We start from the raw sequence: 21,882 nt of genomic DNA, 5'->3' as shown, positions 1-21,882 counted from the left end.
CGGCGGCCGACATTCCCTCGACCGACCCCGACCGCCAACCCGAATCCGACGCACCGACACAGTCAGAACCGCGACACCTCGTCGGTGTCGACATCGCCGCCAAATCCGGACGAATCAGTTCAACAGCGCCAGGGCGCTCCGTACGGAGCGGCGGCCCAGTACCTGGTCGAAGGTCATCTCGCCCCGACAGAACCGCACGAACATCCGCCAGCCGGCTGGAGTGGCGAGCGCGGTGTGGAAAACACCGGGATGGCGAGAGAACGCCTTCAGGATCTCGTGCCCGGCCCGCATCGGAGGCACGAGCTGCTCGTGGACCGCCCGAACGTAGCCGTCGAGGTCGCCGCCGGCCGCCGCCGCCCCAGCGAGCTCGCCGGACCGCAACGCGAAGCTGATCCCCTCACGGGTCCACGGTTCCAGAAGTCCCGCCGCGTCCCCGGCTACCAGCACCCGCCCCCGCCGCAAGGGCGAGTCGGCGCTCCGGCACCGGGTCAGGTGGCCGGAGTCGTGGGTCGGCTCCAGACCCGCCAGGCCCAGCCGCGCGACGACATCGCGTAGGTACCGACGCGTCCGCTCCCCCTCGCCGCGGCTCGCGATCACCCCGACCGTCAACCGGTCCCCCTTCGGGAACACCCAGGCGTACGACCCGGGCAGCGGCCCCCAGTCCAGCAGCAACCGGCCCCGCCAGCGCTGCCGGAGCGGTTCCGGGATCGGAATCTCCAGCTCCAGCCCGAGGTCGACCTGGCAGTAGTCGACACCGACGTGCCGCGCGGTCACCCCGGCCGAGCCATCGGCACCGATTGCCACGCCGGCGCGCAGCACCGAACCGTCGGCGAGCCGAACCCGTACCTCGTCAGGGCCCTGCTCGAGCCCGCGGACCGCGACCCGTTGCCGGAGCTCCGCTCCCGCCTCCACCGCCGCGGCACGCAGCCGGTCGTCGAACCTCTCCCGCCGCACCAACGTCAGCAACTGGCCGGGACGGTAGCGCCGGGTGAACTGACGGCGACCGTTGGCGGTGACGGTGACCTGATCGACCCGGTCGTCCGCCGGTACGTCGATCCGGGCCGCCGCGGCCGCCAACGAGGTGCCGATCAGCCCGCCACCGCAGGTCTTGTAGCGCGGATGCTCGGCCCGCTCCACCACGATCGTCCGTGCCCCGGCCCGGGCGGCGGCGTACGCCGCGGAGAGTCCCGCTGGCCCCGCGCCGATCACGGCCACGTCCCACCTCACGCGTAGCAGCGTAGGTGACGGCGGAGGGCGCCCCGGGCCGGGGCACACGACCGCCGCACCGCGACGCATCTTCGCCACGACAACGGGTAACCGCGGCCTCGCAAGGTGCCCGACGGACGATCGGGCGAGGAGGTCACCATGCAACAGTTGAATCTCACCGACCTCGAACAGCGGGTGTACGTCGCGGTCACCACGCTGGAGGCGCGGGGACAGGTGCCGTTCCCCGAGGCCATCGCGGAGGAGGCGGGCGTCCCGGAGGAGGAGCTGGCGACGCCGCTGCACGTCCTCGGAGAGAAGAACCTGCTGCACCGCGAGGACTCTCCGCTGGAGGGCCTGGACTTTGGTCCGCGCTGGTGCTCGCACCAACTCACCTGACCGGAGCGGACCGGGCCGCGGGGCCGAGTCGCCGCGACGGCCGGTGAGGCCGCACCGGACCGGTCGGATCCGGTGGGCGTTCCCGCTCCGAGCGGCGTCCGCCGGGAGCCGGCGCCCGCCGGTCCCGGCGCCGTCCGGGTGAGCGCGGACGGCGGCCGCCACCCGCGGCCCGGAGCGGTACCGCCGGACGGCGAACAGCCGCCCGGCGGGGCTCCGTTGCCGGGCGGGACCGGAGGCGGGCCGAGCGACCGCCAGCGTCGCCGGGCCCTGACGGTCGGCCTGGTGGCGGCGTTCATGACCCTGCTCGACGTCAGCATCGTGAACGTGGCGATCCCCTCGATCGAGCGGGCCATCGATGCCGACCCGAGCGACCTGCAGTGGATCCTCTCCGGGTACGCCCTCACCTTCGGGTTGATGCTGGTGCCGGCCGGGCGCTTCGGGGACGCCCGCGGGCGTCGCACGGTCTTCGTCGTCGGTCTGGCGCTCTTCACCGCGACCAGCGCGGCGGCCGGGCTCGCCCGGTCCCCCGCCTGGCTGATCGGCGCCCGGTTGCTCCAGGGCGCGGCGGCCGGGCTCATCAACCCGCAGGTGACCGGGCTGATCCAGCAGCTCTACCCGGGCGCGGCCCGGGGCCGCCCGTTCGGCATGCTCGGGAGCACGATCGGAGTCTCCACCGCGGTCGGTCCGCTGCTCGGCGGCGCGCTCATCGAACTCGGCGGCGCGCCGGAGGGCTGGCGGTGGGTGTTCTTCGTCAACATCCCGGTCGGCATCGCCGCGGTCGTCTTCGGCTGGCGGCTGTTCCCGACCGCCTCGGGGAAGCCGGTACGGCGGCAGAGCCTCGACCCGGTCGGCGTACTGCTGCTCGGACTCGGTGTCACCCTCCTCCTGCTGCCACTCGTGCAGGGGCGGCAGTGGCGGGGGGCGCTCGTGTGGCTGCTGGTCCCGGCCGGTCTCCTGGCGCTGCTCGGCTTCGTCGGCTGGGAACTGCGGTACCGCCGGCGTCGGGAGCCGCTCTTCGACCTCGCGCTGTTCCGGCTGCGGTCGTACACCCTGGGTGCGCTGATCGGGCTGCTCTACTTCGCCGGCTTCGTCGCGGTCTTCTTCCTCTACCCGCTGTACCTGCAGATCGGGCTCCGGTACCAGGCTCTGGAGGCAGGGCTGGCGGTCACGCCGTTCGCGCTCGGTTCGGCGGTCACAGCGACGCTCGGCGGCCGGATCGTCAACCGGTTCGGACGGTCGCTGGTGGCGCTCGGCCTGGCCACGGTGGCGCTCGGGCTCGCCGGGATGGCGGTCGCGCTGCACCTCACGCCCGGTCGCGGCGCGTCGGTCGCCATCGCCGCGCCGCTGTTGCTGGCGGGGCTCGGCAGCGGCCTGGTCATCACCCCCAACCAGACGCTCACCCTTTCCGAGGTGCCGGTCGACCAGGCGGGCAGCGCCGCCGGCATGCTCCAGACCGGCCAGCGGATCGGCGCGGCGGCCGGAATCGCCGGCGTCGGCGCGATCTTCTTCGGCGCCCTGGCGGCCCACGGTGACTGGTCGTTGGCGTTCCGGGAGGCGCTCCTGGCCACCATCGGCTTCGTCCTGGTCGCCCTGGTGGCCGCCGTCGTGGACAGCCGAACCGCACGGCTCGGTGCCCCTGCCGCGGCCGCCCGCGGCGGCTGACCGGCCCGACGCGGTCGCGGCTTCGACTAGGCCCAGGGCCCACCCTGCGCGGCTGGCGTACGAGGGGCGGCGCTGGCGGGTCAACGGCGGGCGCCCACCCCTGGCGGATATGTGATCTAGATCACACCATGGTTCCGGCGGTGCCGGGTTCGACTCCGGCCAGAGCGTGTATGCCAGATCGGACCTGCCGCCGTGCCACGGGAGGAACGCATGTCCCGCCAACAGTTCGGTTTCGTCGCCGGCTTCCTCGTCGCGACGGTGTGGGCCGTCGCCGGGTTCGGCGCGGCGGCCGGTGCGCTGCTCGCCGGCCTGGTCGGCTGGCTTGTCGTCCGCGTGCTCGACGGTGACATCACGGTCGCCGGCCTGGCCGACCGAACCTCCGCACCGCGGCGGCGCTGACGGACACGCGCCCCGGCCGGGCCCACCGCCACCGGCCCGAAGACCGGCAACGGGCGGACGGGACGACCCTCCGCCGGAAGAGATGGGGACGAAGATGGCCGATGCCAGTTCCGCAACCACGGACGCGAACCGAGCGACGGCGCCGGGGCCGAGCCGCCCCGGCGGGGAGCCGGCGCGGGCCCAACTGACCACCGAGGCCGGCAAGACCCGAATCGCCGAGGGTGTGGTCGCCAAGATCGCCGGGTTCGCCGCCCGCGAGATCCCGGGTGTGCACTCGATGGGTGCCGGGATCGCCCGGCGGGTGGGACAGTTACGCGGCCTGGTACCGGGCGGCGCCGAGAACATCCGGCAGGGCGTCTCCGTCGAGGTGGGCGAGCGGGAGGCGGCCATCGACCTCGACGTGGTCACCTGGTACGGCCAGAGCATCGTCGACGTCTCCGAGGCGGTACGCCGGAACGTCGTCGAACGGGTCGAGGGGATGACCGGCCTGAAGGTCGTCGAGGTGAACATCAACGTCGACGACGTCTACGTCGAGGGTGACCAGGAGGGCCGCGACGACGGTCGCTCCCCGCAGGGGCAATGACCGCGCGGCCGACGGTGGCGACCGCCGGGCCACCGGCGAACGCCGCCGGGACGACCGGTGAACCGGCACGCCCGTCCGGGACGTCCGGTGGACCGGGCAGCTCCACCGGCACCCCGGCCCACGCTGCCCCGGACGCGCGTGCCGTCGCCACGGCGGTGCGGACGGCGGTGCTCGCCGTGCCCGGGGTGACCCGGCTCGCTTCCGGCAGCGGTGGCGTCGAGGTGTCGACCCAGTTCCCGGGCGGCACGATTCCCGGCATCCGGCTCGGTGATCCGGTCGAGGTGCACGTCGAGGTCGCCGCCGTGCCGATCGGTCCGCTCGCCGGACGAGTCCGCGCCGCGGTCCGCCACGTACTGGACGGGTTTGGCCAGCACCCCTCCGTCGAGGTGGTCGTCGACGACATCGACCTGCCGGAACCGTCCGCCGGGGGTTGAGGTGCGCCTGATCAACCGGCTCGCCGCGATCCTGCTGGCCCTCACCCTGCTGGGGGGCGGCGCACTCGTGATCATCGAGGTCTTCGCCGTGGCGCTGCACCGGCCGGGACTGGTGGTCGACCACGAGAGCTGGTACCGCGCCCTCACCACCACCCGGCTGCGTGACCCCTGGGTCCGGACCGGGATCGTCACCGCCGGTGTTACCGGCCTGCTGATCCTTGTCGGGCAAACCGTCCGGTGGAAGCCGGAGCGGCTGCCGACCCGGCTCGCGGACGGGTGGCATCTCCAGCGACGTTCGGTCGAACGCCACCTGGCGGGTACGGCGGACAGCGTCCCGGGGGTGGCCTTCGCGAGCGTGATGGTCCGCCGGGAGGGCGGCGGGTGGCGGACCCGGGTCCGGGCCGTCGGGGAGGCGTCGCTCGGTACGGCGGTGGAGAACGCGGTCCGGCGCGAGTTGGCGCGGCTCGGGGCCGACCCGGACGACCCGGTCCACGTCGACATGGTCGGGCCGCGACCCGTCCCGCTCGCCGGGATTCGGCTGCGACGGTGAGGCGGCCGAGGAGATGACGAACAGCAGCCTGCGGGTGCTCTGGACGATCGTCGGGCTGGTCCTGACCACGATCGGCGTGGTCGGGCTGGTCGCCAGCCTCGGTCATCTCGCGGGGGTGGACGAGGATGCGCCGCTGATCTGGTCGGGCCTGCTCCGCCTCTGGCGGGCCATCGAACCGTGGGGCCTCGCCATCCTCGGCGCGCTCGGGCTCCTCCTCGCCTGGCTCGGTGCCCATCTGCTCGGACGGCAGCTCCGGCCCCGCCGGCACCCGGCCATGGGCGACCTGGACCTGCGGACCGTCACGGGTCCGGCCGCCGGCGCGGCTGGACTGCCGCCGGGCACCACCCGGGTACGCGGCGCCTGCCTGGTGCGCGGCCTCGAGCGGGACCTGGCCCGGGACCCCCAGGTCCGCCGGGCCTCCGTCGTGCTCGCCGGCACCGCCGCGGACCCCGAGCTCTGGATCGAGTTGCAGCTCGGCTCCCGGGCCGCGCTGACCACCGTCCGGGATCACGTCTCGGCCGCGGTCGGGCGGTTCCGGGCCACCTCCGGGCTGGTCCCGGGCCGGCTCGAGGTGATCGCGCGGATCGACACCTCCGGCCCGGCCCGGGTCCGCTGACGGGCGTCCCCACCGGGCCGGAGGTGGCCAGCCCGGCCCGCTGACCGGCGTGCGTGCCGGGCCGGTCGCCGGCACGCCATCAGGAGACCGGCCACCGGCCGCGCCGCCCAGGAGGCCGCGACCCCTGGGGGCCGGTCGCCGGCCGAGCACGCGTCGGTTTCGGCGGCGCCCCAGTCATCGGTACCGTCCCGGCCGGAACTCAGCGGCGGTCGGAGTGGAGCGCCCGGAACAGTGCGAGCCACTGTTCCGGCCAGACGTACCCGACCAGCGTGTCGGCGTCCACCCGGTTGGCCCGCAGGGCGGCGTCCACCCGGCGGACCGGATAGCAGCGAGACAGCGAGGCGCGCAACGAGCCGCCCACGCCGCTGAACCCCAGCGCCACGAACCGCCGGTACGCGCCGAGCTGGCGGGGCGGCAGCAGGTCGACCGGGCGACGATCCAGGCGCAGGATCGCCGAGTCCACCGCGGGCATCGGCCGGAACCGCTCGCGGGGAATCCGGCCGGCCAGCCGCCAGTGAAACCGCGGCCAGGTCTGCACGGTTCGCAGCGTCCAGCGCCCATAGTCGCCACAGCGCTTCCGGGCGTACTCCAGCTGGGTGACCAGGGTCGCGGAGGTCAGCCCGGGCGCGGCCAGGCACCAGTCGACGATCCTGCTGGTCGAGGCGTACGGGATGTTCCCGACCACCGCGAACGGCTCCCGGGGTGGTCGCGCCGCGACGAAGTCCCCGGGCACCACCCGCACCGCGGCCCCGAGTTCCGCGCGCAGCCGCGCCACCAGATCGAGGTCGATCTCGTACGCGACGACCCGGCGACAGAGCCGGGCCAGCTCCCTGGTCAGCGCCCCCTCCCCGGCGCCGATCTCGAGGATCAGCCGGTCCGGGTCGGGTCGGGCGGCGGCGATGATCTGGTCAATGGTTCGTCTGTCTCGGAGAAAGTTCTGTCCGAACACCCGCCGGGACCGATCCCGGGCGGTCCGGGGACCGGAGGCGGCCCGGCGGGGTCGGTTCGTCTGGTCGACACTGTCGCGTGGCACAGCCGTGTCCTCTCGCCCGGCGCGGCCGGGCAGGCTCGCGGGACAGGCGGCACGCGCACGGCCGGGACCTGTCCCGAGGTGGTCTGGACTCGGGTGACCCTGGACGTGCGTGGGCGACGGCCCGCGCCCCGCCCCGTACACCAGACGCGCCCACCTCGGTGCGACCGCCACCGGACGCCGGGCGGCGGCCGACGGGCCAACGCCGCCGTACGGAGACGGGGCAGACGCGTCGCGCGGAGATGCGAGACGAGGCGGGGTCAGGCGGCGCGGGGCGCCGGCAAGCGGACGTACGCGACCGTCACCGCGTCAGACGACGGGGACGCCGGTGGTCGCTCGGCTCGCTGCGCTCAGCCGGCCAGGGCGGATCGCCCGGCCCGGTGGCGCAGCAGAAGCTGGATGGCCCTACCCGCGGTGCGCATCCCGGTCAGGAAGCCGCGGATCAGGGCGTGAAACGTGCCTGACACGGGTCCACCGTAGCTCAGCCAGCCGGAGCGGACGCAACCGAATTGTCCTCCTGGCCGGGAATCGCCCGGGTCTCCGCGCCGACGGACCACGACACCGCGCCGCGTCGGTTTCGCAGCGCGACGCATCTCCACCACCGGCACGTGCTACACGATCTTGGGGCCGCGCCGCCGTATCTTTCCGGAATGCACAAGCCCACCGTGGGTCCGGTCGAGGGACCTCCCCCGACCGACCTTGTCATTGAGGACATCACCGTCGGCACCGGCCCGGAGATCGAGCCCGGCCGGTGGGCCGAGGTGCACTACGTCGGCGTCTCGTTCGACACCGGCGAGGAGTTCGACTCCTCGTGGGACCGGGGTACCCCGTTCGGCTTCCAGGTCGGGCGTGGCCGGGTCATCGAGGGCTGGGACCGGGGCGTCCTGGGTATGCGGGTCGGCGGGCGACGCCGGCTCATCGTCCCGCCGCACCTGGGCTACGGCCGGCGGGGGGCCGGCAACCGGATCAAGCCGAACGCCACCCTCGTCTTTGTCGTCGATCTCGTCAGCATGATGTAGCGCCATCCGGGACGGTTCCCGGAGAACGCGGAGTCGGCGTCGCCCGCGGTCGGGCCGGGTGGCCCGACCGGGACGGCCGCCGGCGTCGACGGCGGTGGGATCGCGGCCTCGGCCGGCGCGCGCCCGCCGCCGTCGGTCGGCCCCGCGGCCGCCGAATGCCGCACCCGGCGACGGAACCCCCGGACGGTGGCCGTTGCTAGACCGCGGGACCGGTCGGACGGGCGACCGGCGGGAAGGGCAGTACGGCGACGGCGACGTTGTCGTGCCCACCGGACTCCACGGCGAACCGGGTCAGGTCACGGGCGATCGCGATCGGAGTGCCACCCGACGCACCCGGCACCTGCGCCGCGAGCGCCACCGGGTCGGGCAGGTAGTGCGACAACCCGTCGGTGCAGAGGACCAGCCGTCCCGGCCGGGTCGGTTGGAACGTCACCACCTCCGGTTCGGTGTCGGCCGAGTCGGCACCGAGCCAGCGGACGAGCGCCCGCGACGTGGGGTGCAGTTCCGCACCGGGCGGCACCGGCCGGCCCGCCTGGATTCGCGCGACGATCGAGTCGTCGATGGTGAGACAGGTGGCCTCGTCGGCCGCGCCGTCCGGGCCGAGCCAGTACGCGCGGCTGTCGCCGATCCAGCCGACCGTGACCGAGCCGACGGTGACCACGGCGGCGACGTAGGTGCAGCTCGGGGGCACCGCTCCGTCGTCGGCCACGGCGGTCGCCCGGGTTGCCGCCGCGGCGGCGCGGGCGCCGGTCACGATCGCCTCGGTCGCGGCGGCGCCACCCGCCAGCGCGGACAGCATCGCCATCAGCCCGCCCTCGGCCGCCGCATGCGCGGCGACGTCGGCGCGCAGCGACGTCGACACCCCGTCGCAGACGACCGCCGCGGTCGCCCGGCCAAACCGTCCCACGGCGACCGCGTCCTCGTTGCGGCGCCGCCGCGCCCGGTCGGTCACCGCCGCCACCGTACCGAGGTCGAGGTCGGCCCGGTCCCGGCCGACCGGCCAGCGTTGGCCGCAGCGCTCACAGTGGCCCGGATTGCCGGAGGGCACGGCGCCGCACCGGGGACAGGGCTGGCCGGCCATGCGCGATGACAACCACGCCGGCCCGGCGGACGAGACCAAGGCGGGTGCGGGAGTTCCTGCGGGGGCCTGGGGTCCGGCCGGCTGGGCGGGTTCCGGTGGTCCGGCCGGCGCGGCGGCCGGTCGGCTGGCTGACGTGGCCGGTCCGGCAAGGGCGTCGAGCCGGCCCGGTACGTCCGGACCCGCCAGGGCCTCCCCCGCCGCCGTCTCCGGACCGGAAGCCGCACCCGGAGCGGACGGGGCGGAAGTCGCACCTGTGGCGGATGCCGGTGGCCCACCGTCGGTGCCCGGCGTCGGGCCGGCCGGGACGACGGCGGCGCCGGAGCCGGGGCCGGGAGTCTGAGGCGCCGCACCGCCGGATACGTCCACGGGTGGGACCGCGGCCTGCCCGCCCGCCGCGTCGACCGGGACCCGCTCCAGCTCGCGGCCGCACTCCTCACAGAACCGGTGATCCGGTGCGTAGGGCGGCCCGTGCTCGGGGCAGGGCATCGGCAGGGTTCCGGCGACACCGCCGTCAACGGTCGTCATACCAGCGTCCTCGGTCGGACCGCGTTCGCGTGGTCGATCAGCGCGACGCGGAGTTGCGGTTCCCGGGCGAGCTGGGCCAGCGTTCGGTAGGCCCGCTCCAACCCGAAGCGAAGGCCACGTTCGGTGAGGTCGTGGCCGAGGATCCGCAGGCCGGAGACCGGGGCCGGCCGGTTCCGGATCCAGGCGAGCGCGACCTCCAGGACCTCGATCGTGAGTCGGGTCTGCCGTTCGAGGTCCAGGCCGAGCCGCTCCAGCCGGGCGGACGCCCGCAACAGGTCATCCGGCCCGGCCGCGGTACTGAGTCCCGGCAGGCTCGCCCGGACGGCCGCGATCTGCGCGGTGACGTAATGGATCGAACTGTCCGGGACCTGGTCGAGCACGGCCAGCGCGCCGGCCCGGTCGCCGGTGAGGAAGCGAATCCGGGCCAGGCCGAACGCCGCGCTCAGGTAGCTGTGGTCAACCCACCACACCCGCTCGTACAGGCGGGCGGCGAGGGGCCGGTCCCCGGCGCACTCGGCGCTCGCGGCCAGGGCCAGCCGACTCGCCGGCTCGCCGGGGAGTACGTCGTAGACCACGTCGAACGCCGCCCGGGCCTCGGCCGGCCGGTTCGCGGTGAGCGCCAGCAGGCCCCTGTACCAGTCCACCCGCCAGTCGTACGGGTCCGCGGCGGCCAGTCGGTTGAGATCGGCGGCGGCGCCCGCCAGATCACCCGCCTCGATCCGGGCCCGGACGAGCCGGAACGCGACCTCGACGCTGCGTACCGGGGCCGTGCTCAGCTGCCGGATCAGCTCCGCCGGGTCCGTCGCACCGAGCGAGGCGAGGAATCCCGCCGCCGGGTCGAGCACGTCGACCTGGGGCAGCGGCAGCGCGGCGGCCACCGCCGCCGGTGCCGGCGCGATGGCACCCAGCGGCAGGCCACCGCCAGGGCCGCCGGCGGGATTGGCCAGCCCCAGGTCGACCTCGCCGGCATCGGTACCGAAGGGTCGTCGCTCCGGTGTGAACTGCCGGGACACCGCCGGCCGGGGCACGCCGTCGGCGGCCGAGAGGACCTCCCGCAGGACGCCGAGCAGCTGCTCGCTCATCTCGCCGGCGCTCTGGAACCGCCGGGCGGGATCCGGGTGGGTGGCCCGACGCAGCAGCCGGTAATACGACATCTCGGCGGCGAACAGCGGCGCCTCGGCCGGATCCGGCAGCCGGTTGGCGTACGTGGTGGAGAAGCCCCGGAAGTCGAGGCTGAGCACGGCCAGCGCCCGGCCCACGGTGTAGATGTCGGACGCCACCGACGGGCCGAGGGTGCCGATCTCCGGCGCCTGGTACCCGGGGGTGCCGAAGATCGCGCTGGTGGTGTCGTCGACGTGTCGCACGGCGCCGAGATCGATGAGCTTGAGCTGCTCCTCGGCGTGGATGACGTTGTCCGGCTTGAAGTCGCAGTACAGCAGGTTCCGGTCGTGCAGGTAGTCCAACGCGGGCAGAATCTCGATTCCGTACGCGAGCACCTCCGGCAGCGGCAGGGCCCGCTCGCCCGTCTCGCGCCGGCGGGTGAGCAGCATGTCCCGCAGTGACTGCCCGCCGACGTACTCCATCACGATGTAGCCGACCGGGGTGCCGGTACGCGGGTCGGGATGCTCCACGAAATCGTGGATCTTGACGATGTTGGGGTGGTCCAGTTCGACCAGGAACCGGCGCTCCGCCACCGCCGAGGCCATCGCGTCGGCGTCGGACGTGTTGATGAGCCCCTTGAGTACGACCCAGCGGTCGCTGACCGTGTCGCTGACGTTCCGGTCCCGCGCCAGGTAGATCCACCCCACCCCGCCGTATGCCAGGGCACCGAGGATCTCGTAGCGCTGGTTGACGATGTCGCCCGGGTTGAGTCGGGGCACGAACGAGAACGGCGTGCCACAGTACGGGCAGAAGCCCTCCGTCCGCCCCGGCCGACCGTCTCGCCCCCGCCCCACCGGCTTCTCGCAGCGGGCACAGAACCGTCGCGACTCCGCGACCCTCGGTTCGGCCATCACCGCCGTGGCGGGATCCCGCAGGGGCACCCGGGGAATCTCGACCAGTCCGGCGCCGAGGCCACCCCGGGAGGCGCTTCGGGACCGGGAGCCGCTTCGCGACCCCACCGTGGCCCGGCTGGATGCCGCGCCGGTGCCGGTGGACGCCGCGCTCGGACCGCTGGGCAGCCGTCCGCCGACGCTCTGGGCCGACGTCGCGCCAGGGCCGCCCGGGACCGAAGCCGGGCCGGGGCCACCAGCGGCCGCCGGCGCACCAGCGGCCGGTACTCCCGGCGCGCCGGGGCCGGACGTCCCCGGCGCCCACCCGCCGCCGGGGCCGGGCACACCGCCCGGCCCGACCGGTCCGCCGCCGGGGACGCCCACCACGGGCGCCGGGGCGGCCGGTACCGCTGCCCGACCAGTGCTGCGCCCCGTGGGCTGCGTCGGAACGACGGGCTGACCGGGATGGCCGGCGGACCGCGCCGTCGGCGGGCCGGCGGCGGTGGGGGTCCGGTCGCCGCAGTGGGTGCAGGACCCGTCGGCACGGTACGTGCCTGGGCAGCCGGGCCGCAGGCAGCGGACGCTCATGGCTACGGCTCCCTTCGACCGGACCCGCCACGCCCGGCGCGGTGGTTCCGGGCACGGCGACCGGCAACGCCTGCGGGCCGCCCCTCGGACGCCGACCCGGTCGGGTACCGGAGCGGACGCGACATCCTAGTCACGGTATTGGGCCTTCGGCGGCGCCGGCGCCGGCCCCAGCGACCGCAGCCAGCGGTTGTAGAGCCGGGTCCAGGTACCGTCGGAACGGATCTTCTCGAGTACGGCGTTGACGAACCGCACCAGTTCCGGCGACGTCTTGGCGATGGCGATGCCGTACGGCTCGTCGCTGAACCGCGGCCCGACCACCTGCGTGTTCGGGTCCTGTGCGGCGAGACCAGCCAGGATGCTGTCGTCCGTCGAGACGGCGACGACCTGGTTCTGCTGCAGCAGCACGAGGCAGTCGGTCCAGTTGACCACCGAGACCGGTATCGTGCCGGCCTCGGCGATGTTCCGGATCGAGGTGCTGCCGTCGGCGGCGCACACCTTCTTGCCGCGGAGCTGCGCGATCGACTCGATCCCCGAGCTCCGGGTGACCAGGATCCGCTGCCCGGCGGTGAAGTACTCGGTGGAGAACGAGACCTCCCGCCAGCGTTCGCAGTTCATGGTCATGGTCCGGACCACCATGTCGACGGTGCCGTCCTTGACCACCTTGATCCGGTCCGCGGAGCTGATCGCCCGAAACTGGATCTTGTCCGGGTCGCCGAAGAGGCTGCGCGCGATCTCCCGCGCGATGTCGATGTCGAACCCGGTCAGCTCGCCGGTGAGCGGGTCCCGGAAGCCGAACTGGTAGCTGTTCTGGTCGACCCCGACCACCAGTCGACCGCGCTGCACGATCCGCGCCATCGCGGTCCGGGGCGGCATCTGCCGCGGCGGCGGCAACGCACCGGACGGCCGCAGGCTGGCCCGGGGATTGCACGATTCCGAGGCGTTCGGGGCGCTGCTCGGCACCACCGCGGGATCCCGCATGCCGACCGGTCGGGGTGGGTCCGCCGGGACCTGGTAGTCGGGCAGTGCCGCGTCGTCCGCACCGCACCCGGCCGCGCCGGCCGTGACCACGACGGTGAGGAGGCCGGCGAGCAGCCGACCGACGAGGTGCCGCGACATCATCGGTACTCCATTATCCGCCGCTGCATCCCAACCACCGCTCCGGCCAGGATGAGGATGGTGAGCACGACGAACCCGACGTCCGCGCCGGTCAGCGCGCGGCCGGCGCTGGTCGCCTTGCGTTCGAACCGCTCTCCGTTGTACGTGATGGCCTGGGCGAGGGCCTCGTCGAGCCGGTTGAATATCGCCGCCGTCGTCTGGTCCCCGGGGCCGATGGTGGCCCGCACCGCCTCGGTGAACTCACCGCGGTCGTCAAGCGCCCGTACCTGCCGGTGGGCGGCGCTCCACGCCGTGCTCTGCGCGATCGCCGTCTCGACGGCCTGCCGTGTGGGCTGGTCCGACGCCGCGGCCAGGGCCTCGCCGAGCAGCCCGCCGGCGCCGTCGGCGCCGGCCAGTTGCTCCATGACGACGACGTAGTGCTGCTCGAACGCGGCGCCGTTGCCCCGGGCGACGAGAGTCAGCGCCTCGTCGGCGCGGGCCTGCAGGCCGGCGATCCGGGCCTCGGCCAGGAGATTCATCTGCGCGGAGCCGTCATCGCGGCTCGCCTGCAGGTACGCCGCCGCGGCGACCGCCGACGCGATGAGCCACCCGAGCAACAGCACGGCCGCCCCGGTGCTGACGAGTAGTCCCACGTTGAGCAACCGGTTGGTCCGCCGGGTCAGGTACAGCTGGGCCAGCACGAGGGCGCCGAGGGTGGTGAGGCCGAGCAGCGTCGCGATCCAGGGAAAGCCGGCAGCCCGGTCACGTGCGGCGTCCAGCTCGGCGGAGGCGGCGGCGTAGAGTTCCCGGGCGGCCGGAAGCAGCTCGTCGCGCATCAGGCCCGAGGCCTCCTGCAGGTACGCCACGCCGAGCGGGAGACCCTGCCGGTTGTAGGTCCGGGCGGTCTCCACCAGGCCGCTGTAGACCGGCAGCCGGGCGGCGATCCGGGCGGCCGCCGAGGCGCTCCGCCCGTCGGTGGCGGCCGACACCACGGTCAGCGCCGCCGCAGCGTCGGCGAGGTCCCGCTGGTACCGCTCGCGCAGCTCCGGTGGTTCGAGGCCGTTGGAGAGGAAGGCGCTCGCGGTGATCGCGTCGGCGTCGGAGAGGGCTCGGTACAGGTTCTGTGCGGCGACCAGCAGTTCTCCGCTGCGGACCGTCACCCCGCGAACGAGGTCGGCACGCTGCCGGACCCCGACCAGGGCGGTCGCCCCGAAGAGCAGGCCGAGGGCGACCACGCCGGCGAGGATGGCGGTGAGTCGGCCGGGGGTCTGGCTCAGCGGCGCCGTCATCCGGCGCAGGACCGTCCACGGACGGGGTGGTGGGACGACCGACCGGCCGGGGACAGCAGCGACCGCCGACCCGTGTGAACCCACCCGTGACCTCCCCATCCCCACAATCCCGCACGCGCCGCCGCTTCGGGCGCGCGGACCGCCGGGTCAGGACGACCCGGTTCACGGTAGCCAATCGGCTCAACCGGCGGTGGCCGGGTCCCCCACGTCGGTCCACCCGCCCACGGCACCGGGGCGTTTCCGCCCGACCGGGGCTGGCTCGGGGGCATGCTCAGGGTGGTAGGGCCGGCCGAGAGGAGTACGGCGTGAGGGACTACGACGACGACTGGACCGAGGACCAACGGGCGCTGTACGACGAGTGCTACGCGCTCGGCGAGTCCTGGGCCGCCGATCCGGACACTCCCGCCGAGGAGTTACAGGACGTGCTGAACCTGGCCGAACTCGACGAGGACGAACTCGGGGAGATCGACCTCACCTACGCCCCGTTGGTGGACGCGGTGGCCGAGGCCACCGGAGAGCAGGTCACGAGCGTGACGGCCGACCGGGACGACCCGGCGTTCCGGGGCTTCGTCGACGGCGCGCGCGACGGCGCCGAAGAGACCGTCTTCGGGCTCTGAGACACCGCCCCGGATCTGGTCGGGGACGCCGGGGCCTCCGGAGTGGACCGCGACAGCCGCACGCTCTCCCGATGGCGCGCGGGTACCGCTGCGCCGCTCCGGTGTCCCGCGATCGCCCCACCGACACGCCCGCGGGCCGGGGTGGCTCCGTCCGCCGCCCGATCCGCACCCGTACCGACTCCGTCAGGCCGGCCGGGGTGCCCGGACGACCCGGCACGCCTCGACCGTGGTCCCGGTCATCCGCCGGACAGCGCCGACCGGACGGCACCGAGCGGCAGCGGCGCCTGCGTGATCCGTACCGGCAGGCTGGACAGCACCGCGACCGCGCCGGTGTAGTCCGGCCCGGTATCGAGGTCGTACAGCTGCACCGGACCGTCGAGCGAGCGGTGGGCCGACCAGTCGAGCAGCCGCGCCGGTTCGTCGGGTGGGCTGACGGTGATGGCGTTCATCGGCACGGCGAGGCCGTACCCCGTCGCCTTCAGCAACGCCTCCTTGCGGGCCCAGTACCGGAAGAAGGCTCGTCTGGCCCGCGCCGGCGGCTGTTCGCGCCACCACCGCAGCTCCGCCGGAGCGAGCACCGTGGCGCTCAGGATCGCCAGGTCCGTACTGTCCCCAATCTCCTGCACGTCCAGGCCGACCGGTGCCGCCGCGACCGCGAGCGCGACCCAGTCGCCGGAGTGGGTGAGCGAGAAGTCCAGTTTGGTGGCCGGGTGTGCGACCGTCGGTTTGCCGTGTCCAGCACCGCAGTGCCGGCACCGCCGGGAGAAGCGCAGCTCGGCGGGGGGAACGCCGAGGTAGTGGCCGAGCAGCAGCCGTACGCCGAGGTGCGCGGCCTGGTAGCGATCCCGGTCGGCGGCCCGGAGGAACCGGGCGTGCCGCTCCCGCTCCGTGGGGTCGAGGACGTCCAGGCCGGCCCAGTGTCCTGCGCCGAGCGGCAGGCGCCACACCTGGCACTCGCCGGGTACCGGCGGGGCCGGGGTGGTGGGCGCCGCGCCGGCGGCCGGCGGCGTGCCGGACGGTGGCGCCGCAGGCGGCTCGACGGCGGGACGGCCAGGTTGGGTCAACGGGCACCACCAGGCTTCTCGGACCAGAGGGCGCCCCGGACGGCGCACCCCACCGCGAAGCATGCCAGCCGGGCCGCGGACGGACCAGTACGCGCGCGGAGGACCAATCTCCAGGATGGCGGGGACGCCGGTTTCGGCGCCTGTCGATCCGACCAGGTCGAATCCGGGTGTCGGCGCCGGAGGCGCACCCGCGCCGAGCGGCCCGTATCGACCGGTGTCGTGTCCGACAGCTGGGATACCAGCCGCTAAAGGCCGCGTTACCGGAAGCTGCACGGAAGCGGGGAAGGAAAGACCGACGTCGCCCGGGACTTTCGCGCCGCAAATGCCGGATGTCTTGCAGAATTACCCGTCGATCAGTCAAACTCAACTCCAAGCAACAATTGTTCACAAGGAGTAGTCGACCATGGCGAAGCGGGTAATCACGCTGCTGACAGACGACCTCGACGGCAGCGAGGCCGATCGCACCGTGGAGTTCGGTATCGACGGCGTCAACTACACGATTGACCTGTCGGACAAGAACGCGGGCAAGCTTCGCAAGGCCCTGGACGTCTACATCAAAGCAGGCACCCGCGTCGGGCGCAGTTCGATCGAAAGCCGACGTGGCGGGCGGCGCGGTACGACCTCGAGCCCCACCCGGAGCGACCGGGAACTGAACCGCGCCATCCGGGAATGGGCCGTGCAGAACGGCTACAAGGTTTCCGAGCGTGGCCGCATTCCGTCCTCGGTGGTCCAGGCATACAACAACCGGCGGTAGGCAGGCCCGACGCCGCGGCCCGCCGCACCCGTACCGGTCTCTTTCCGTACTGCCGCACAGCCTGGTCACGGAATCCGCCGGTCAGCGAGCGGGGCCGGGGGGCGGCCCCGCGAACCCACCTCCCGCCGATCGGGACCCGTCCGGCGGGACAGCCCTGGGTGCCACCGACGACGGTGTCGGTGGCACCCGACTCGACAGGAGCGGGCCTACCGGCCGCCGTTCGATGGCGTCGGCGTCGGCGCCTTGTCGGCCGCCGGCGGGCCCCCGGGAGCGCTACCCGGCGCGGGCGGAGCCGGCTTGAGGTCGGCGGGCACCGGGAGGGCGCTGCCCTTGATGAACTCGTCCCAGCTCACGTTCCAGGCCGTCCAACCGTTGCCCTGTTCGAGTTGGACCTCGGTGCCCTTGATGGTGACGAGGTCGCCGATCCGGGTGGTCTTCATCAGCCAGTCCGCGTTGGCGCTCGAGACGTTGGTGCAGCCGTGCGAGACGTTCCGGCTCCCCTGGTCCCCGACGGACCACGGCGCCGCGTGGATGAACTCGCCACCCCAGGTCAGCCGCTGGGCGTCCTCCACCTCGACCACGTAGGGGTCCGGGGAGCCCGTGGTGTCGAAGATCGTCCACTCGTGCTTCTCCATGATCACCATCTTGCCGCTCGACGTCGGGGTGCTGCTCTTGCCGAGGCTCACGGGAATCTTGCGGATGAGCTGGTCGTCCTTGAACACCGACATCTGCTTGGTCGCGTTGTCGATCTCCAGGAAGATCCGATGGTCGGCGATCCGGGCACTCGCCGTCCGGTCGGTGTCGCCGTAACTGCCGTCACCCATCGGCACCCCGTCGAGCGCCGCCCGGACGCTGATCCGGGTGCCGGGCTGCCAGAAGTCGGGAGCCCGGTAGGAGACCTGACGTCCGTTGTCGTCCCAGGACCAAACGCCGGGCTGTGGCGGGTCGGTGGTGACCAGCAGACGCCGCTGAATACCCGCCCGGGCCTCCTTCGGAATATCCGAGTCGAATGACACCGTTACCGGCATCGCCACGCCGTACGTCTGATTGTCCTGCACATTCAGGTTGGTGACGGTCCGCCGTGCGGGCTTGTCCATGGTGGTGAAGCTGGTCTTCTGCGTGACCGTCTTCCCGGCGTCATTCTTCGCCGTCACCTGTGCGGTGTAGGTCCGCTTGGGCGCCAGGGGCTTGCTCGGCATCCAGCTCGTACCGTCCGGGCGCATCGCCCCGTCGACCCGGCCCCCCTTGTCATCAGTGACGATGACCTCGGAAATCTTCCCGTCGGTCACCGCGGTACCGATCTCCACACTGATCGGCACATCCTTACTGTCCGGAGCCGGGGTGATCGCCAACTTGGGTGGTGGCGGCGCCGGTCGGCCCGCCCGTTCGAGGGGATTGCCCGTGCAGCCGGTCAGGACCAACGGTACGGCCGTCAACAGCATCATCAGTAGCAACACCACTCGACGCCTCAGTAGCATGCTCCACCCACCCCATTTCCCTCCTGCGTCTCGTCGTGTCCTTTTTCGTCGCGCGCCCGGTGCGAAGCAGCACGTTCAGGCGGGGAACCGCCGGTAACCCCGGAATCGCCGCTGAACGCCGGGGTAAACCCCGGAAGGGTCTCGGGTTTACGCGCGTCGGCGCGGGCCGGGACGGTGCGCCGCGGAGGGCTGCGGGTCAGGTCCCTTCTGGCATCCTTTCCGGATGGACATCACCCCGATCCCGATCCCGATGCCGCTGGCCTGGGAGGTGGCCCCCGTGTCCTGGCGCGACGGCGCCGACGGTTCCCTCACCGTCGCCGCCGGGCCCGGGACCGACCTGTTCGTGGATCCCGCCGGTGCCGAACCGGTCCTCACCGCGCCCCGGCTGCTCGGCCCGGCGCCGGACGGCGACTTCCAGCTCTCGACCCGGGTCCGGGTCGACTTCGCCGCCACCTACGACGCGGGCTGTCTCCTGGTCTACGGGGACCCGTACACCTGGGCGAAGCTCGCGTACGAGCGGTCGCCGCAGGGCGACGGGATGGCCGTCTCGGTCGTCACCCGCGGCGCCTCCGACGACGCGAACGGCTTTGTCGTACCCGCCGGGACGCCGCTCTGGTTGCGAATCTCGCGGCTCGGCCCGGCCTGGGCGTTCCACGCCAGCACGGACGGAAACTGGTGGCACTTTGTCCGCTACTTCCGGCTCGACGCGGCCGGTGAGCCGCTCCGGATCGGGCTGGAGGCACAGTCCCCCACGGGGTCAGGCTGCACGGTGGTGTTCGACCGGATCGGATTCGAGGCGGCCCGGCTGGCCGATCTCCGCGACGGTCGGTGAGGCAGCCGGGGCCACCGACGGGGCACCAAAGGCCGTGTGGGGTCCGGGCGGATCCGGCGCACACCGGATCCGCAGACGGCGTAGGCCGGGACCACCAGCGCAGGTGAGGCCTGGACGGCGCACGCATGCCAGGACGGACAGCCCTCGGATGGACAGCGCACGCCGGACGCCGCGGGGCGGCGCGCGGCGTACCGAAGCGGACGAACGGGCGGCGCCGCGGACGAGAAGGCGGGGCCGGCCCCGGGCGGATACCTCCTCTCGGTCAGGCCTCCAGGACCACCGCCAGGCCCTGCCCCACGCCGATGCAGATCGCGGCCAGGCCCAGTCCCCCGCCGCGGCGGCGCAACTGCCAGGCGAGCGAGCCGAGGATGCGTGCTCCGGAGGCGCCCAGGGGGTGTCCGAGGGCGAGCGCGCCGCCCTGGGGGTTGACGATCTCGGGGTCGAGGTCCCGCCACTCGGCCAGGCAGGCCAGCACCTGAGCGGCGAACGCCTCGTTGATTTCGACCACATCCAGGTCGGACCAGCTCACGCCGGCGCGGCGCAGCGCCTGTTCGGCGGCGCGCACCGGGCCGATCCCGAAGAACTGCGGCTCGACCGCGGTGACCGCCCGGGAGACGATCCGGGCCAGCGGAGCCCGGCCGACGGCCTCGGCGCCGGCCTGGTCGGCGAGCAGTATCGCGCTGGCGCCGTCGTTGAGCGGTGAGGTGTTGCCGGCGGTGACCGTACCGTCCGGCCGATACACCGGCTTGAGCGCGGCCAGCGCCTCAGCCGAGGTGGTCGGTCGCACGCTCTCGTCCGTCGTGAGGTCGGTGCCCGGGACCACACTCACCTCGTCGGCGAAGAGCCCGTCCGCCCAGGCCCGGGCGGCCCGCTGATGGCTGCGGAGCGCGAAGGCGTCCTGCTCCTCCCGGGAGATCCCGTACCGGTCGGCGAGAATCTCCGTACACTCCCCGAGCGGGGCCGTCCAGGTGTCGGGCATCCGCGGGTTGACCAGGCGCCAGCCGAGCGTGGTGGAGTGCAGGGTCTCCGGGCCACGCGGAAAGGCGCTCTCCGGCTTCGGCAGCACCCAGGGAGCGCGGGTCATCGACTCGACGCCCCCGGCGATGCAGATCGAGGCGTCCCCCAGCGCGATGGCCCGGGCCGCGCCGATCACCGCCTCCAGGCCGGAGCCACAGAGGCGGTTCACCGTGACGCCGGGCACGGTGGGCGGCAGCCCCGCGAGGAGTACGGCCATCCGGGCGACGTCGCGGTTCTCCTCGCCGGCACCGTTGGCGTTGCCGAACATGACGTCGTCGATCCGGGCCGGATCGAGGTCTGGGCTACGCCGCACGAGTTCTCCCACCACGTGCGCCGCAAGGTCGTCGGGGCGTACTCCCGCCAGACCGCCACCGTACCGGCCGATCGGGGTCCGGACGGCGTCGAGTACGTACACGTCGGTCGTCACGATCTGGTCTCCTCCCACGCTGACGGCTCATCATCCTGCCGGTCAGCGTGGCTCCGCCACACCCCGGGTCACCCCCACCACCCCGGCCCGGTGGCAAGCCGGCGGTGGCCGTTCCCTGGCGCGAGGCGACCGGGCGCCGTCTCCGAGGCGGAGAGACAGGGTGCGGTACCCCGGCGATACGGCCGGGGTGGGCGGGAGGTCGCGGCGAGTCGGCCGCCCGCGCGGGTCTACCGCGTTATGGCGGCGGCCCGGCCAGAAGGCGGCCGGGCCGGCACGTGGTCCGGGCCGGGAGCGGCGAACCCCCGCTACCGGGCCGACGCGGCGACCGGTTCGGTCTCCTCGACGGCGGCCCGGTTCCGGAGCCGGGCGAGCACCGCGTCCATCGACCACCGTCCGCCACCGAGCACGGCGACGAGTAGGAAGGACCAGCAGAACAGGGCGGCGAGCTCGCCGCCGTTGTTCAGCGGCAGCAGCGCCTCCGGCTGGTGCACCACGAAGTAGGCGTAGGCCATCGACCCGGAGCAGACGAGCGCCGCGACCCGGGTGCCCAGCCCGACGAGCACCAGCGCACCGCCGACAAACTGGATGACCGCGGCGTACCATCCCGGCCAGGTGCCGAGCGGGATCGCCTCACCGCTACCACGGTTGCCACCGAAGACCCCGAAGAGGGAGGCGGTGCCGTGCAGGGCGAACAACAGGCCGACCACGATCCGGAACAACGAGGTGACGAGGTCGCTGACGCGGGCGCTGATCATGGAGCACTCCTTGCGGTTGGCAGGAAGCAACTGTCAGGTCCCACGGCGACGTCACCGTATCCACAGAAATAGATAGATGTCAATACCTGTCCGGCGACCGACGCGTCGTACGCCCCGCCACCCGGGTCCGGTCATCCACACCGGCACGACCTCGTCACCGTACGGTAATGGTCACCTCAAACCGGCGGACAGGCCGCTCGTCCGGCGGCCAGCCGCGCCGCAACGACAACCGCAGGATCGTCCGGCCCGGGCCGACCGCGTCGAACCGGAGCTGACGACGTCCGCCGGCGCCCAGCCCACCCGCCTCGGATCGGAAGCCGTCCCCGGCCGGGACGAGCACGCGCTCGTCGACCCCGTCGAGCCGCCATCGGTAGCCAGAACTCGGCGTCTCGTCCAACCGCACCACGATCTGGTCGCCGGGCGCGGCGGGATACGACCGCCCGTTGTCACGCTCGGTCACCTCCCGCCGGGCCA

Annotated in this window: 22 protein-coding genes; 11 read left to right on the top strand and 11 right to left on the bottom strand. The window is 73.5% G+C overall.

Annotated elements, in window-relative coordinates:
- Positions 1-114: 114 nt before the first annotated feature.
- A complete protein-coding gene (locus tag EF879_RS22110) occupies positions 115-1,227 on the bottom strand; it encodes a geranylgeranyl reductase family protein (RefSeq protein ID WP_233604658.1) in 1,113 nt (370 codons plus the stop codon).
- A gap of 138 nt (positions 1,228-1,365) precedes the next feature.
- Here EF879_RS22110 and EF879_RS22105 point away from each other — a divergent pair, with 138 nt between their 5' ends.
- The 7 genes from EF879_RS22105 to EF879_RS22075 all read left to right on the top strand — a co-directional run bounded on the left by EF879_RS22105 (position 1,366) and on the right by EF879_RS22075 (position 5,846).
- On the top strand, positions 1,366-1,602 hold the full coding sequence (locus EF879_RS22105; protein WP_123561709.1) for a hypothetical protein: 237 nt from the start codon (positions 1,366-1,368) through the stop codon (positions 1,600-1,602).
- 294 nt (positions 1,603-1,896) lie between these two features.
- Complete coding sequence (locus EF879_RS22100; RefSeq protein ID WP_233604662.1) at positions 1,897-3,264, top strand: MFS transporter; 1,368 nt, start codon at positions 1,897-1,899, stop codon at positions 3,262-3,264.
- A 210-nt stretch (positions 3,265-3,474) separates the two neighbouring features.
- A complete protein-coding gene (locus tag EF879_RS22095; protein ID WP_123561667.1) occupies positions 3,475-3,663 on the top strand; it encodes a hypothetical protein in 189 nt (62 codons plus the stop codon).
- Between the two features lie 94 nt (positions 3,664-3,757).
- A complete protein-coding gene (locus EF879_RS22090; protein ID WP_123561705.1) occupies positions 3,758-4,246 on the top strand; it encodes an Asp23/Gls24 family envelope stress response protein in 489 nt (162 codons plus the stop codon).
- Positions 4,243-4,680, top strand: coding sequence for a hypothetical protein (locus EF879_RS22085; RefSeq protein WP_123561665.1), 438 nt, complete (start codon positions 4,243-4,245; stop codon positions 4,678-4,680). The genes EF879_RS22090 and EF879_RS22085 overlap by 4 nt, the downstream gene beginning before the upstream one ends.
- Before the next feature lies 1 nt (position 4,681).
- On the top strand, positions 4,682-5,230 hold the full coding sequence (locus EF879_RS22080; protein WP_123561663.1) for a hypothetical protein: 549 nt from the start codon (positions 4,682-4,684) through the stop codon (positions 5,228-5,230).
- Positions 5,231-5,243: 13 nt separating this feature from the next.
- Positions 5,244-5,846: a hypothetical protein gene (locus tag EF879_RS22075; RefSeq protein WP_123561661.1), complete on the top strand. Its 603-nt coding sequence runs from the start codon at positions 5,244-5,246 to the stop codon at positions 5,844-5,846.
- A gap of 199 nt (positions 5,847-6,045) precedes the next feature.
- Here EF879_RS22075 and erm read toward each other — a convergent pair whose 3' ends face one another.
- Positions 6,046-6,879: an ErmE/ErmH/ErmO/ErmR family 23S rRNA (adenine(2058)-N(6))-methyltransferase gene (erm, locus tag EF879_RS22070; RefSeq protein WP_123561659.1), complete on the bottom strand. Its 834-nt coding sequence runs from the start codon at positions 6,877-6,879 to the stop codon at positions 6,046-6,048.
- Positions 6,880-7,526: 647 nt separating this feature from the next.
- Between erm and EF879_RS22065 the strand changes: the two genes are divergently transcribed.
- On the top strand, positions 7,527-7,895 hold the full coding sequence (locus EF879_RS22065) for an FKBP-type peptidyl-prolyl cis-trans isomerase (RefSeq protein ID WP_123561657.1): 369 nt from the start codon (positions 7,527-7,529) through the stop codon (positions 7,893-7,895).
- Between the two features lie 196 nt (positions 7,896-8,091).
- Here the strand turns inward: EF879_RS22065 and EF879_RS22060 are convergent, their stop codons facing one another.
- The 4 genes from EF879_RS22060 to EF879_RS22045 all read right to left on the bottom strand — a co-directional run bounded on the left by EF879_RS22060 (position 8,092) and on the right by EF879_RS22045 (position 14,464).
- The gene (locus EF879_RS22060; RefSeq protein ID WP_158624248.1) at positions 8,092-8,943 is read right to left on the bottom strand and encodes a PP2C family serine/threonine-protein phosphatase; all 852 of its coding nucleotides are present in this window, start codon (positions 8,941-8,943) and stop codon (positions 8,092-8,094) included.
- A 554-nt stretch (positions 8,944-9,497) separates the two neighbouring features.
- On the bottom strand, positions 9,498-11,837 hold the full coding sequence (locus EF879_RS22055) for a tetratricopeptide repeat protein (protein WP_370375540.1): 2,340 nt from the start codon (positions 11,835-11,837) through the stop codon (positions 9,498-9,500).
- 369 nt (positions 11,838-12,206) lie between these two features.
- Entirely contained in the window at positions 12,207-13,199 is a 993-nt protein-coding gene (locus tag EF879_RS22050; RefSeq protein WP_233604656.1) for a glutamate ABC transporter substrate-binding protein, read from the bottom strand.
- A complete protein-coding gene (locus EF879_RS22045) occupies positions 13,196-14,464 on the bottom strand; it encodes a hypothetical protein (protein WP_123561649.1) in 1,269 nt (422 codons plus the stop codon). The genes EF879_RS22050 and EF879_RS22045 overlap by 4 nt, the downstream gene beginning before the upstream one ends.
- A 305-nt stretch (positions 14,465-14,769) precedes the next feature.
- Between EF879_RS22045 and EF879_RS22040 the strand changes: the two genes are divergently transcribed.
- Positions 14,770-15,081, top strand: coding sequence for a hypothetical protein (locus tag EF879_RS22040; protein ID WP_123561647.1), 312 nt, complete (start codon positions 14,770-14,772; stop codon positions 15,079-15,081).
- 236 nt (positions 15,082-15,317) lie between these two features.
- Here the strand turns inward: EF879_RS22040 and EF879_RS22035 are convergent, their stop codons facing one another.
- The gene (locus tag EF879_RS22035; RefSeq protein WP_199736562.1) at positions 15,318-16,145 is read right to left on the bottom strand and encodes a 4'-phosphopantetheinyl transferase superfamily protein; all 828 of its coding nucleotides are present in this window, start codon (positions 16,143-16,145) and stop codon (positions 15,318-15,320) included.
- A gap of 403 nt (positions 16,146-16,548) precedes the next feature.
- Between EF879_RS22035 and EF879_RS22030 the strand changes: the two genes are divergently transcribed.
- Positions 16,549-16,899 carry an Lsr2 family protein gene (locus tag EF879_RS22030; protein WP_123561644.1) on the top strand — a complete coding sequence of 117 codons (351 nt, stop codon included), beginning with the start codon at positions 16,549-16,551 and terminating at the stop codon, positions 16,897-16,899.
- A 206-nt stretch (positions 16,900-17,105) separates the two neighbouring features.
- Here the strand turns inward: EF879_RS22030 and EF879_RS22025 are convergent, their stop codons facing one another.
- Complete coding sequence (locus tag EF879_RS22025) at positions 17,106-18,341, bottom strand: Ig-like domain-containing protein (RefSeq protein ID WP_370375539.1); 1,236 nt, start codon at positions 18,339-18,341, stop codon at positions 17,106-17,108.
- A gap of 259 nt (positions 18,342-18,600) precedes the next feature.
- On the opposite strand from EF879_RS22025, the gene EF879_RS22020 reads away from it, so the two are divergent.
- A complete protein-coding gene (locus EF879_RS22020; protein ID WP_123561640.1) occupies positions 18,601-19,209 on the top strand; it encodes a DUF1349 domain-containing protein in 609 nt (202 codons plus the stop codon).
- 262 nt (positions 19,210-19,471) lie between these two features.
- Here the strand turns inward: EF879_RS22020 and EF879_RS22015 are convergent, their stop codons facing one another.
- From EF879_RS22015 to EF879_RS22005, 3 genes are all read right to left on the bottom strand, one after another.
- Entirely contained in the window at positions 19,472-20,653 is a 1,182-nt protein-coding gene (locus tag EF879_RS22015; RefSeq protein WP_199736561.1) for a thiolase family protein, read from the bottom strand.
- A gap of 305 nt (positions 20,654-20,958) precedes the next feature.
- Positions 20,959-21,408 (bottom strand): DoxX family protein, encoded by a 450-nt coding sequence (locus EF879_RS22010; protein ID WP_123561638.1) that lies wholly within the window; start codon positions 21,406-21,408, stop codon positions 20,959-20,961.
- Positions 21,409-21,562: 154 nt separating this feature from the next.
- A complete protein-coding gene (locus EF879_RS22005; protein ID WP_233604655.1) occupies positions 21,563-21,868 on the bottom strand; it encodes a protease inhibitor I42 family protein in 306 nt (101 codons plus the stop codon).
- Between the last annotated feature and the right edge of the window lie 14 nt (positions 21,869-21,882).

It is taken from the genome of Micromonospora sp. HM5-17 (assembly GCF_003762835.1).
In the GTDB taxonomy this organism is placed as follows: Bacteria; Actinomycetota; Actinomycetes; order Mycobacteriales; family Micromonosporaceae; genus Plantactinospora.
The sequence above is the reverse complement of the archived record's forward strand: the minus strand, read 5'-3'. Positions and strand labels throughout refer to the sequence as shown.

Bases quoted from the DNA above. Each gene is read 5' to 3' on its own strand.
- EF879_RS22020 (WP_123561640.1), top strand. From the start codon at position 18,601: ATGGACATCACCCCGATCCCGATCCCGATGCCGCTGGCCTGGGAGGTG.
- EF879_RS22095 (WP_123561667.1), top strand. From the start codon at position 3,475: ATGTCCCGCCAACAGTTCGGTTTCGTCGCCGGCTTCCTCGTCGCGACG.
- EF879_RS22045 (WP_123561649.1), bottom strand. From the start codon at position 14,464: ATGACGGCGCCGCTGAGCCAGACCCCCGGCCGACTCACCGCCATCCTC.
- EF879_RS22075 (WP_123561661.1), top strand. From the start codon at position 5,244: ATGACGAACAGCAGCCTGCGGGTGCTCTGGACGATCGTCGGGCTGGTC.
- EF879_RS22065 (WP_123561657.1), top strand. From the start codon at position 7,527: ATGCACAAGCCCACCGTGGGTCCGGTCGAGGGACCTCCCCCGACCGAC.
- EF879_RS22090 (WP_123561705.1), top strand. From the start codon at position 3,758: ATGGCCGATGCCAGTTCCGCAACCACGGACGCGAACCGAGCGACGGCG.
- EF879_RS22030 (WP_123561644.1), top strand. From the start codon at position 16,549: ATGGCGAAGCGGGTAATCACGCTGCTGACAGACGACCTCGACGGCAGC.
- EF879_RS22010 (WP_123561638.1), bottom strand. From the start codon at position 21,408: ATGATCAGCGCCCGCGTCAGCGACCTCGTCACCTCGTTGTTCCGGATC.
- EF879_RS22025 (WP_370375539.1), bottom strand. From the start codon at position 18,341: ATGCTGTTGACGGCCGTACCGTTGGTCCTGACCGGCTGCACGGGCAAT.
- EF879_RS22050 (WP_233604656.1), bottom strand. From the start codon at position 13,199: ATGATGTCGCGGCACCTCGTCGGTCGGCTGCTCGCCGGCCTCCTCACC.
- EF879_RS22085 (WP_123561665.1), top strand. From the start codon at position 4,243: ATGACCGCGCGGCCGACGGTGGCGACCGCCGGGCCACCGGCGAACGCC.
- EF879_RS22100 (WP_233604662.1), top strand. From the start codon at position 1,897: ATGACCCTGCTCGACGTCAGCATCGTGAACGTGGCGATCCCCTCGATC.
- EF879_RS22105 (WP_123561709.1), top strand. From the start codon at position 1,366: ATGCAACAGTTGAATCTCACCGACCTCGAACAGCGGGTGTACGTCGCG.